The following is an 11,897-nucleotide window of genomic DNA, read 5'->3' as shown; positions in this document are numbered from 1 at the left end:
CGATTCCCGCCCCGCAATCGCCCACAACGCTGCGCTGCAAAATCGCATCCACTTCGCTTTTTAAGGCTTCCCAGCCGGGGCGTTGCCCTTCCTTCTTCATCAATCGGTCTTTCCCGAAAAGGGACGGGTGGGGAACCGGCTCGTGGCCGGCCGCGCCCGTGGGAGAGGGCCGCGATGGAGGAGGGGGTGAGTGCCGCCTGATGTGGCTGGCGACCGGAATTGCGGATGTTCAAAATTTTTTCAAGGAGATATTTCCATGGTGGCCCAGAGGGGTAAGGATCTGCTGCTGAAGATTGCCAGCGGCAGTGATTATGTGACCGTGGCCGGATTGCGCTCGCGCAAGCTGGCCTTCAATGCCGAGACCGTCGATGTGACCGATGCCGACAGCGCCGGACGCTGGCGCGAGCTTTTGGCCGGTGCCGGTGCCAAGCGCGCCTCGCTGTCGGGGGCGGGCCTGTTCAAGGATCAGGCATCGGACGAACTGGTGCGGGCGGCGTTTTTTGCCGGCTCGCTTATCAGCTGGCAAGTTGTGATCCCAGGTTTCGGCGCGGTGACCGGCCTGTTTCAGGTGACGGCGCTCGACTATTCCGGCGAGCACGACGGCGAGCTGAAATTCGACATTGCGCTGGAATCGGCCGGTGCCATCACCTTCGAGGTGGCGGCATGAGCGCGGCGCGGGGAGTGCGCGCCAACCGCAGGCGCGGCGAAGTGGAAGCGGTCATCGATGGCGAGCGGCGGATCTTGTGTCTGACGCTCGGTGCGCTTGCGGAGCTGGAAACGGCCTTTGCCGCCGACAGCCTTGCGGATCTCGCGGCCCGGTTTTCCACCGGAAAACTGTCGAGCCGCGACCTGATCCGCATTCTCGCGGCAGGCCTGCGTGGCGGCGGCAATTGCTGCGCCGACGAGGATGTCGCCGACATGTGCGTTGACGGCGGTCTCTCGGCCTGCGTCGCCATCGTGCGCGAACTGCTGCTCGTTACCTTCGGCGAGCCGGCAGCTGACCGGCCGGCAGCAGAGCGGGATGAGCGCGCGGCCGGGGAGGCAGCGTTGAAAGAAATCCCGCTGAGCGAGATCAGGCATCGGCAAAGCCAGGCCCGCAGCGGCGAGGCGACCCGAGAAACCCTGGGGAGCGTCAGCGGCCAGGCCGACTACTGCGCCGGGGATGACGAGGACGAGGCAGGTTTTACGGCTGATCTCCGTCACGACCCCAGTTCGGGCCTGGGTGGTGCGGATCTGTGTGACGCGGATCTGGGTGAAGGGACCGAACCCGTAAACCCTTGAGGGCCGCAGCCGGTCGAGCCCGACTGGCAAAGCCGCCTCCCTTTCCCTGGGAGGCGGTGATGCATGCCGGGCTGCACCTGCTGCGGCTGCCCACTGAGCGCTTCTGGGCGCTGACCCCGCGCGAATTCGCCGCCATGACCGGCGCCTATGCCCCCGCCATCCGCGCCGATCTCGCCCGCATGGAGCTGGAGGCGCTGATGGCGCGCTATCCCGACCGAAAAACCGGAGCAAGAGCCCATGGCCGATGAGGATACCCTGACCTATGGCATCGATCTCGATGCCTCGGGCGCGACCAAGACATTGCAGGACCTGGAAAACCGCTCGAAAAGCTTTGGCAGCGCACTGACCTCGGCCCTGAAAAGCGCCACGAGCGGCGGCGGCGATCTCGAGGACACGCTGAAATCGCTGGCAACGCAATTGTCCGGCATCACGCTGTCTTCGGGCCTGCAGCCGCTGCAAAGCTCGTTGTCGTCGCTGGCATCGAGCGCCACTTCAAGCCTCACCTCCGGCTTCAGTTCGCTGTTTGCCTTCGAAAAAGGCGGCGTGCCGGGCTCGATCACGCCTTTCGCGTCCGGTGGCGTCGTCTCCAGCCCCACCTATTTCAACATGAGCGGCGGCAGCACCGGCCTAATGGGCGAGGCCGGCAGCGAGGCGATCATGCCTTTGAAACGCGGGTCCGACGGTTCGCTCGGCGTCGCCACCCAAGGCGGGGCCGGCGGCACCAGCGTCAATGTTTCCATCACCACCCAGGACGCGGCGAGCTTCACCAAGAGCCAGTCGCAAATCTCAAGCATGCTCGCCCGCAGCGTCAAGCGCGGCCAGCGTAATTTGTGAGGCACATCATGACCTCTGCCTTTCACGAGGTGCGCTTTCCGTTGCGCGTATCGCTGTCATCGAGCGGTGGGCCGGTGCGGCGCACCGATATCGTCAACCTGTCCAATGGCCGGGAAGTGCGCAACCGGCGCTGGGCCAATTCGCGCCGCAGCTATGATGCCGGCTCGGGCGTCAAATCGCTCGCGGACCTCTATTCGGTGCTGGAGTTTTTCGAGGCGCGTGGCGGGCAATTGGCCGGGTTTCGGTTTCGCGATCCGCTTGACAGCACCTCGGCCGGGCCGGGCCGGGGCGTCAGTGCCTTCGACCAGCAGATCGGCATCGGCGATGGGGCGACGACGAGCTTTCAACTGGTCAAGGCCTATGGCGACGGGGCCGGTGGCTGGAGCCGGACGATTGCCAAGCCCGTCGAGGGCACGGTGCTGGTCTCGGTCGATGGTATGCCGGTCTCCGGCTTCGTCTGCGATACCGCGACCGGCCTCGTCACCTTCGACGCCGGCGCCGTTCCACCTGCTGGTGCCGTGATCCGCGCCGGCTTCCAGTTCGACGTGCCCGTCCGTTTCGATACTGACCGGATCGAGGTCAATCTGGAAGCCTTCAATGCCGGCAGCATTCCCTCGATCCCGCTGACGGAAATAACCCCATGAGGACGATATCAGATGATCTCGCCCTCCATCTTGCCGGCGACGCCACGACGCTCGCCACCTGCTGGCGGGTGACGCGCAAGGATGGGGCGGTGCTCGGCTTTACCGATCACGACCGGGATCTTTTCCTGCTCGGCACGGTGTTTTTTGCCGCCAGCGGCTTTTCCGCCAGCGATGGCGAGGCGGAAAACACGCTTTCTGCGCCGACCTCTGATGTCACCGGCGGCTTTTCCAGCGCCGCGATCACAGAGGTCGACCTGATCGCCGGGCGCTACGATGGTGCGCGCATCGAGGTGTTCAGGGTCAACTGGCAGGCACCGGAACAGCATGTGCTGATCCGGGTGCAGTATATCGGCGAGGTCAAGCGCCAGACCGGGCAATTTACCGCTGAGTTGCGCAGCTTCGCCGCCAGGCTGTCGCAGAGCCAAGGCCGCACGCTCGGCCGCCGCTGCGATGCCAGCCTCGGCGATAGCAGATGCGGCCTGGACATGACCGTCTCCGGCCGCACGGCCAGTGCCGTGGTGGTGGCCATGGAGGGTGCCGACCGGATCACGGTCTCAGGCCTTGAGAGCTTTGACGACGACCATTTCCGCTATGGCAAGATGACGGTGGCGTCGGGCAGGGAAGCGGGCCTTGCCTGCGAGATCGAAACCAGCCGCGCCGGTGACACCGGCACAGTGCTGACCCTCTGGCTGCCGCTGGAAGTGACGCTTGCCAGCGGCGAGGCCCTGACCGTCACCATCGGCTGCGACAAGCGATTTGCCACCTGCCGCGACACCTTCGCCAACGCTGCCAATTTCCGAGGCTTCCCGCACATGCCGGGCAGCGATTTCGCCTATTCCTATGTGAGCGGCCAAACGAGCCATGACGGATCTGTGCTGTTTGCGTGAGGGGTGGCCCTATGCCGCGTCTTTTGAACCGCTTTACGAACTGGCGATGAGTTTACTGGATCTTGGGCTTCGCCACCCCCTCATCCTCCTGCCGGAGACTTCTCCCCCCTGGGGAGAAGAGAACAAGGCGATAGCGTTGCGTTTCGTTCTGACGCTCTAAAAATGCTGTGCAGATTGCGACGTTAGAGAATGGCTGGACAGTGCTGTACATCTCTTCTCCCCATCGGGGAGAAGGTGGCGGCAGCCGGATGAGGGGGCGGCGAAGCCGAGAAGGTTTCTCTCTTCCTTTCTGTTTCGAGCCAAGCCGGACTTGATATCATCCCCACCCCAAGGTCCCCTCATGTCCATAAACACGACAGTCCTCACCCTTGCCGAGGGCTGGATCGGCACGCCCTATCGGCATCAGGCCTCCACCAAAGGCGTCGGCTGCGATTGCCTTGGGCTTATCAGGGGCCTCTGGCGCGAGCTTTATGGCGAAGAGCCGGAGCAAACGCCGGCCTATGCGCCCGATTGGGCCGAGCGGTCGGGACAGGATCGGCTGCTCGATGCGGCCGGGCGGCATTTTCTTAGCCTTGCGAGCTTTGCCGAAGCCATGCCGGGCGATCTCCTGCTGTTTCGGTTTCGCGCCCATTACGCCGCCAAGCATGTCGGGCTTTTGGGCGAAGAAGGGCAGTTCATTCATGCCTATGAGCAGGCGGGCGTTGTGCGCTCGGCGCTGGTGCCGGCCTGGCGGCGGCGCATCGCCGGGGTTTTCAGATTTCCGGAGCAGTGATCCATGGCAACTCTCGTGTTTCAGGCGGCTGGTGCCGCCATCGGCAGCATTTTCGGCCCTGTCGGCACCATGCTGGGCCGGGCCGCGGGTGCGCTGGCCGGCAATCTGGTCGACAACGCGGTGATCAATGGCACGACCACGGTCACCGGCGCGCATCTTGCCTCGGCGCGCATCGGCGGCGCCAGCGAAGGCACGGCACTTTCGCGTGTCTATGGCACGGCACGGGTCGGCGGCACGCTGATCTGGGCGACGCGGTTTGAGGAAAAGACCACCACCGAAACCTCGGGCTCGAAATCCACGGGCACCAAGACCAAGACCAAGACCTATGACTACTATGCCAATCTGGCGCTGGCGCTTTGCGAAGGGCCGGTTGCGGCGGTGCGCCGGGTCTGGGCCGATGGCGAGGAGCTCGACCTGACCGAAGTCGAGATGCGCTTTTACCCCGGCAGCGAGGTGCAAGACGTCGATCCGCTGATTGCCGCCAAGCAGGGCGATGGCAATGCGTCGGCCTATCGCGGTGTCGCCTATGTCGTGTTCGAGCGCCTGCCGCTCGACGATTACGGCAATCGCATTCCCGTGTTGCAATTCGAAGTGATCCGACCGCTCGGCAAGCTCGAAAACCAGGTGACGGCTGTCACCATCATTCCCGGCGCCACCGAACATGGCTATGCCACGACCGCGATTACCGAAGACACCGGCGACGGCAGCCAGCGGATCGTCAACCGCAACACGCTGACCGCCGCCACCGACTGGCAGGCCTCGCTGGACGAGCTGCAGGCGCTCTGCCCCAATCTCGCCCATGCCGCCCTCGTGGTCAGCTGGTTCGGCACCGATTTACGCGCCGACCACTGCGCCATCCTGCCCGGCGTCGAAATGGCCTCTCGCGATGAAAGCCGGGCCTGGAGCGTTTCCGGCATCACCCGCGCCAAAGCCCACGTGGTCAGCCAGAGCGGCGGCGGCCCGGCCTATGGCGGCACACCAAGCGACAAAAGCGTGATCGAGGCGATCAAGGATCTCACCAGCCGTGGCGTCGCCACCTGCCTCTATCCCTTCGTGATGATGGACATTGCCGCCGATAATGGCCTGGCCGATCCCTATGGCGGCGCGCGGCAGGCGGCATATCCATGGCGCGGCCGCATTACCTGCTCTCCCGCCGCTGGCCTTGCCGGCTCGCCTGACGGTACGGCGGCGATAGACGCTGTGGTCGAGGCCTTCATGGGCAAGGCGACGGTGGCGGATTTCTTCGTGCTCGGCACCACCATTCTTTATACGGGTGCCAAGAATGGCGCCGATAGCGGTTATCGCCGGCTGGTGCTGCATTATGCTCTGCTCGCCAAGGCGGCGGGTGGGGTCGACAGCTTCGTCATCGGCTCGGAGCTGAAGGGCCTGACGACGCTGAGGGGGGCGGGCAACAGCTTTCCCTTCGTCGCCGCCCTCGTGCAACTGGCCGAGGATGTGCGCGCCATTCTCGGCAGCGCCACCAAGATCACTTATGGTGCCGACTGGAGCGAATATTTCGGCTATCACCCTGCCGATGGGTCAGGCGACGTGTTCTTCCATCTCGATCCGCTCTGGGCAAGCGATGCCATCGACGCGGTCGGCATCGACAATTACATGCCGCTGTCGGATTGGAGTGACGCCGATTTCACCAGCGCCAATCCTGACGGCTTCGCCATTGCCGATGATGAGGCGGCGATGCGGGCGCAGATTGCCGCCGGCGAGGGCTATGACTGGTATTATCCGAGCCTTGCCGCCAGAAAGGCCCGCCAGCGTGCCGCAATAACAGACGGTCTTGCCGGTAAGCTCTGGGTCTATCGCTACAAGGATATCGAGGCCTGGTGGGCGAACCGCCATTACGACAGGGTCGGCGGCGCGGAAAGCGGCACGCCAACGCTCTGGCAGCCGCGATCGAAGCCGATCTGGTTTACCGAACTCGGCTGCCCGGCGGTGGAGCGCGGCGCCAACCAGCCGAATGTGTTTCCCGATGCCAAATCCTCGGAAAATGCCCTGCCGTATTTTTCCTCGGGCATGCGCTCGGATGCCATGCAGCGCCGGTTTTTGCAGGCGCATCTCGGCTATTGGCAAAGCGAAGCGGCCCCATCAGGCATGGTCACACCCGAGCGGATCTATCTCTGGACCTGGGATTCCAGGCCCTTTCCGGCCTTTCCCTATGACACGGACCTGTTTGCCGATGGCGACAACTGGCGATCAGGCCATTGGCTGAACGGACGGCTCGGCACTGGCACCGTGGCTGAGGTGATCGCCGCCATTCTCGAAGATTGCGGCTTTACCGATTACGATGTCTCAGCTGTCACGGGCGATCTCGCCGGCTATGTCCAGGGCGATGTCGCCTCGGCCCGCAGCCTGATCGAGCCTTTGACCGAGACTTTCCTGATCGACGTGATCGAAGATGGCGGGGTGCTGCGGTTTCGCTCCCGCCAGGCGGCGAGCCTTCCCGCCGTCGAAACCACAGTCTTCGTCGATACCGAAGACCAGGCGCTGTGGAACGAGACGCGCGGCGATGCCACCGATTATTCCAGCCAGGCGGTGCTGAGTTTCTACGATCCCGCCAATGACTACGAGGATGCGAGTGTCCGCTCGCGCCGGCTGGCGGGTTCCTCGCAAAAGCTGCTCTCCACCGATCTGCCCGGGGTGCTGGATGAAGCAAGCGCGTTATCAGTGGTGGAGGCGCAATTGCGCGACCATCGCCTCAGCCGCCGCACGCTGACCCTCTCTGTTTCACCCTCGCTGCTGGCCTTGCAGCCCGGCGATGTCTTGAGCTTTCCGGAAGGGCCGTCCGGCCGCTTCCTGATATCGAGGGTGGAGGAAGGCAGCGCGCTGTCGCTGGAGCTGCGCGAAGTGGCGGCGCCGGTGTCTGCCGCTGTTACCATTGCCAGCGGCACCAAGGTGCAGACCGGCCGGGCCTCGCAGGGCTTTTCGCCGCTGCTGCGATGGATGGATCTGCCGCGCTACAGCGACGATGACACGGGCGGCTTTGCCCGCGCCGCCGCCTATGCCAGCCCCTGGCGCAAGATCGTCCTGTCGTCGTCGGCCGAAACAGAAAATTACGCCAGCCGCGCCGTGCTGGAAGGGCCTGCGACCCTGGGCGCGCTGACGCAAGCACTGTCGCCGGGTGTGTCCGGTCGCTTCGACCATGCCAATGCGCTGCTGGTCAGGCTGTCTTATGGCAGCTTTTCCTCGGCCTCGCGGCTTTCGGTGCTGAACGGCGATAACCGGCTGGCGGTGAAGGCGGCCAACGATGTCTGGGAAGTCATCGGTTTCGAGACGGCAGAGGAGCTGGAAAGCGGGCTCTGGAAGCTCTCCGGCCTGCTGCGCGGCCTCTGCGGCACGGAGGATGCCATGACGGCTGGAGCGCTCGCCGGCGCCGAATCGGTGCTGCTGAATGCGGCGGTTACCGCGCTCGGCCTCACCGATAGCGAGGTCGGCCTCGATCTGAACTGGATCGCCGAGGCCGCCGGCACGAGCCTTGCCGCCATCGGTCCCCGGAGTTTTTCCGGAGGTCTGCGGGCGTTAACGCCGCTGTCACCTGTGCATCTGCGAGCGGTAAAGGCACCGGATGGCGTAATCACGCTCACCTGGGTCCGGCGCGGCCGCACCGATGCCGATAACTGGACGCCGTCGGATATTCCGCTCGACGAGGAAAGCGAGATCTACCAGCTCGACATTCTCGATGCGGCGGCCTCTGCCACGCTGCGCAGCGTGACGCTGATGGAGCCGGGCTATGCCTATCCGCCGGCCTTGCAGGCCGTCGATTTTGCAGCGCCACCGACCGGCCTTTCGGTCAGGCTGCGCCAGATCGGCCGCCATGCCGCCGGCATCGCCGCAGAGGCGCGCTTCAGTTTTTGAAGATTAAGTTTTTTATTAGAAACAAGGAGATAGAGATATGAATGATGGTAAACCTTGGTATCTGTCGAAGACCGTTTGGGGCGCGCTTGTCGCCATTCTCGCCTCCATGCTGCAACTGAGCGGCTTTCAGCTCGATCTTGCAGATCAGGGGCAATTGACCGACGGCCTCGTGGCGCTCGCCGGCTCGCTTGGCGCGCTGGTGGCGCTCTACGGTCGATTGGTCGCCAGCCACGTTATCGCACCCAAAGCCGGCCCCGGCGATTCGAGCAAGACACCCGATGGGCCTGGCAAGGCGTCGTGATCCCGGGCGGCCGCAGTCTCGTCGCAGACGGGATCTGTACCTCAGGCGACCCGGAAAAAGCCGGGTCCACTCTCCAAAATGCTGCACTGCCCATGAAAAATCAAAGACTTGCCCCGTTGCATTTCTGTCATTTTAACGGAGCGCGCCCGCAAGATGACCACACATTCATTTGCCATTCAGCCGCTCTTCGGTAACACTTGATGCATCAGAAGCGAATGCGGCAGAGTGGCAGTTGATGGCATCCAGATCGATCATAGGCAGTATCGCAGTCGGGCTTATCGCCTGGACGGTGCCTGCCACGATAGCGCCCGTGCCCGATACCGCGCCTTATGCGACGGTCGGCTCCTCGTCCGCTCCGTCTTCCAGCTCATCCGAAGGCCATCCTGTCCTGCAGGCTCAGAACCAGTCGCAGAACAGCAGCAATGGCGACGACAGCAAGCCCAACAGCCGTGTGGATTGCCGGTCTGCTGCGCAACGGGCTGTCGATGATTCCGGCGGGCAATTGCTGTCGGTGCGGCTGTCGGGCGGCCAATGTATCGTCACCATTCTCGTGCCCGGCAGCGGCGACAATGCCCGGCCGCGCAAGATGACCATCCAGGTATCGCGCTGATGCTGCCCGATCAAGCGGGCGCAACCCCCGTGCTTGCCCACCACACACTGGTTTCAACTTTGATCTTACGATAAATCTCTCTATCTGCTGCATCCTGCCCGCCGGACGCGATGGGCATCAGGGATGCAAGACAGGCAAAACGGAGAAGTGAAGCATGCGCATTCTCGTCGTCGAGGACGATGTCAACCTGAACCGCCAGCTGGTCGAGGCGTTGCAGGAGGCGGGCTATGTGGTCGATCAGGCCATGGATGGCGAAGAAGGCCATTATCTCGGCGATACCGAGCCCTATGACGCCGTCATTCTCGACATCGGCCTGCCGACCATGGACGGTATCACCGTTCTGGAAAAATGGCGCTCGGCCGGCCGCGCCATGCCGGTGCTGATCCTGACCGCCCGCGACCGCTGGAGCGACAAGGTGTCCGGCATCGATGCCGGTGCCGACGACTACGTCACCAAGCCGTTCCATGTCGAGGAAGTGCTGGCCCGCATCCGAGCGCTCATTCGCCGCGCCGCCGGCCATGCTTCTTCGGAAATCGCCTGCGGTCCGGTGCGGCTCGACACCAAGAGCTCCAAGGTTACGGTTTCGGGCAAGGCGCTGAAACTGACCTCCCACGAATTCCGGCTTTTGTCCTACCTCATGCACCACATGGGCGAGGTCGTCTCGCGCACCGAGCTGGTCGAGCATATGTATGACCAGGATTTCGACCGCGATTCCAATACCATCGAAGTGTTTGTCGGCCGCCTGCGCAAGAAGATCGGCCTCGACATGATCGAAACCGTGCGCGGGCTAGGCTACCGTATCAAGGCTCCTGATGGGGTGGAGGGCTAAGGATAGGACCGAAAATCAGGAACCATTTTTCGGAAACATCCCTATCGTAAACAACAACTTGGAGAATCGGTTGAACTCCGCTTCAAGGGGCACGAAGCACGCTATTCATTGGCTTCGCCCCCCTCATCCCCCTGCCGGGGACTTCTCCCCGCTGGGGAGAAGAGGCGAGAAGTTACCCTTTGCCCGGAAGTCGATGTTGTGCACGCCGAGCTGGATGCGGCTGCGACTGAAACGAGGCGCAGGCAACATGTCTCTTCTCCCCATCGGGGAGAAGGTGGCGGCAGCCGGATGAGGGGGGCGGCAAAGCCGCAAGCTCCTTGAGCGTGTGCTGTGATTTTGTTTTAGTCCAGTGCTGGCCGGTCCGGGCAACGAATGACGAAACCATGTGAGGCAGATGGCAGCCAAGTCCGAAATACGGCCGTTCAGACTGTTCAGGGTCAAGTCTCTGACCCTGCGCGTCCTGCTGTTTGCTACCCTCTGGTACATGATCGCGCTCGTTACCATGGCCGTGGTGATTTCGGCGCTTTATCGTCAGGGCGCCGAGCGCTCCTTCAACGACCTGTTGCGTGCCCAGCTCTATAATGTCGTCAATTCCGTTTCGGTCGGCGATGGCGAGAGCCTGTCGGGCAGCCCGGCGCTGGGCGACCTCAGGTTTTCGCAGCCGGGCACCGGCTGGTATTGGCTGGTTGAGCCGCTTGGCTCCTTCAATGCAGCGCCGCTCGCCTCAACCTCGCTTGGGCTGACCAATCTGCCGGTGCCGAGCTTCGAGGAAAGCCCGTTCGACCAGAATTACGAGCGCTTCTACGGCATGACCGACAGTTTCGGCAACAAGCTCAGGATCGCCGAAACCGAGGTCATTCTCGACGAATCCGGCCGGGCGGCGCGGTTTCGCGTGTCGGGCAATCTGAAAGTGGTGGAAGACGAGATCGGCGGCTTTTCCAACCGGCTCTACGCGGTTCTCGGCATGTTCGGCATCGGCGGTCTCCTGGTCAATGCCGTCACCATTGTCTTCGGCCTGAAACCGCTCGATCGGGCGCGCCGGGCGCTGGAGCGTATTCGCGGCGGCGAGGCGGAGCGGATCGAGGGCGAATTTCCCCGCGAGATCGAACCGCTTGCTAACGAAATCAACGCCTTGATCGACAGCAATCGCCGCATCGTCGAGCGAGCGCGCATGCAGGTCGGCAATCTCGCCCATTCGTTGAAAACGCCGATTGCCGTATTGCTCAACGAGGCCCGCGTGCTGGAAGCGCCGCATGGCGATGTCATCAAGGCGCAGGCCTCGTCGATGCAGAGCCAGGTCGGCACCTATCTCAACCGCGCCCGCATTGCCGCCCAGCGTGAATCGGTGCTGTCGCGCGCCGAGGTCGAACCCGTTGTCGAGCGTCTGGTGCGGGTGATGCGCAAGCTCAATCCCGACAAGCAGTTCGACGTGTTGTTCGAAGGGCCGGGCGGCGCGGTGGCCGGCCAAAGCCCCGGCCATGGCCTGATTCTCGCGATGGAAAGCCAGGATCTCGAGGAAATCCTCGGCAATCTCATCGAAAACGCCGCCCGCCATGCTGAAAGCCTTATCAACGTCACGGCCAGACCTGCGCCGGAGGGCGAAGTCGGCTCGGACCCTGGCCGGCGCAGCTGGCTGGAAATCATTGTGGAGGACGACGGCCCGGGCCTCGACCCCGACCAGATCGGCGAAGCGCTGAAGCGCGGCCGCAGGCTGGACGAAAGCAAGCCCGGCACCGGGCTCGGTCTGTCGATCGTCAAGGAAATCACCTCGGAATATCAGGGCAAGCTCGGCCTATCGCGCGGCGTGCGTGGTGGGCTGCTGGCTCGGCTGATCTTGCCGGCGCTGTCGCGCGATGTCGCGTGAGACGGTCT

At 63.5% G+C, this 11,897-nt stretch carries 11 protein-coding genes and 1 pseudogene; all 12 read left to right on the top strand.

All coding sequences use genetic code 11. The features are described 5' to 3' along the window. The first annotated feature begins 256 nt into the window (after positions 1–256). The 12 genes and pseudogenes from BJF91_RS23265 to BJF91_RS23205 all read left to right on the top strand — a co-directional run bounded on the left by BJF91_RS23265 (position 257) and on the right by BJF91_RS23205 (position 11,889). Positions 257–667 carry a phage major tail protein, TP901-1 family gene (locus BJF91_RS23265; protein ID WP_075616882.1) on the top strand — a complete coding sequence of 137 codons (411 nt, stop codon included), beginning with the start codon at positions 257–259 and terminating at the stop codon, positions 665–667. Further along, positions 664–999, top strand: a pseudogene (locus BJF91_RS23260) (gene transfer agent family protein); the annotation flags it as partial. The gene BJF91_RS23265 and the pseudogene BJF91_RS23260, both read left to right, overlap by 4 nt. A gap of 278 nt (positions 1,000–1,277) precedes the next feature. After that, on the top strand, positions 1,278–1,529 hold the full coding sequence (locus BJF91_RS23255) for a rcc01693 family protein (RefSeq protein WP_075616881.1): 252 nt from the start codon (positions 1,278–1,280) through the stop codon (positions 1,527–1,529). Then, a complete protein-coding gene (locus tag BJF91_RS23250) occupies positions 1,519–2,115 on the top strand; it encodes a phage tail tape measure protein (RefSeq protein ID WP_075616880.1) in 597 nt (198 codons plus the stop codon). The genes BJF91_RS23255 and BJF91_RS23250 overlap by 11 nt, the downstream gene beginning before the upstream one ends. An 8-nt stretch (positions 2,116–2,123) precedes the next feature. After that, positions 2,124–2,759, top strand: a complete 636-nt coding sequence (locus tag BJF91_RS23245; protein WP_075616879.1) for a DUF2460 domain-containing protein — start codon at positions 2,124–2,126, stop codon at positions 2,757–2,759. Next, entirely contained in the window at positions 2,756–3,646 is an 891-nt protein-coding gene (locus BJF91_RS23240; RefSeq protein WP_075616878.1) for a DUF2163 domain-containing protein, read from the top strand. The genes BJF91_RS23245 and BJF91_RS23240 overlap by 4 nt, the downstream gene beginning before the upstream one ends. A 340-nt stretch (positions 3,647–3,986) precedes the next feature. Beyond that, positions 3,987–4,418, top strand: coding sequence for an NlpC/P60 family protein (locus tag BJF91_RS23235; protein WP_075616877.1), 432 nt, complete (start codon positions 3,987–3,989; stop codon positions 4,416–4,418). Between the two features lie 3 nt (positions 4,419–4,421). Further along, positions 4,422–8,285 carry a baseplate multidomain protein megatron gene (locus BJF91_RS23230; protein ID WP_075616876.1) on the top strand — a complete coding sequence of 1,288 codons (3,864 nt, stop codon included), beginning with the start codon at positions 4,422–4,424 and terminating at the stop codon, positions 8,283–8,285. A 37-nt stretch (positions 8,286–8,322) separates the two neighbouring features. Next, entirely contained in the window at positions 8,323–8,586 is a 264-nt protein-coding gene (locus tag BJF91_RS23225; protein WP_075616875.1) for a hypothetical protein, read from the top strand. Between the two features lie 235 nt (positions 8,587–8,821). Continuing rightward, positions 8,822–9,196, top strand: coding sequence for a hypothetical protein (locus BJF91_RS24630; protein ID WP_083943449.1), 375 nt, complete (start codon positions 8,822–8,824; stop codon positions 9,194–9,196). Between the two features lie 154 nt (positions 9,197–9,350). Beyond that, positions 9,351–10,025 (top strand): response regulator transcription factor, encoded by a 675-nt coding sequence (locus BJF91_RS23215; RefSeq protein WP_075616874.1) that lies wholly within the window; start codon positions 9,351–9,353, stop codon positions 10,023–10,025. 394 nt (positions 10,026–10,419) lie between these two features. Further along, the gene (locus BJF91_RS23205; RefSeq protein ID WP_075616872.1) at positions 10,420–11,889 is read left to right on the top strand and encodes a sensor histidine kinase; all 1,470 of its coding nucleotides are present in this window, start codon (positions 10,420–10,422) and stop codon (positions 11,887–11,889) included. Positions 11,890–11,897: the final 8 nt, after the last annotated feature.

It is taken from the genome of Gillisella taibaishanensis, from assembly GCF_001938985.1.
GTDB lineage: Bacteria > Pseudomonadota > Alphaproteobacteria > Rhizobiales > Rhizobiaceae > Allorhizobium > Allorhizobium taibaishanense.
Note: the sequence above shows the minus strand (reverse complement) of the source record. Positions and strands in the feature narration are given on the sequence as shown.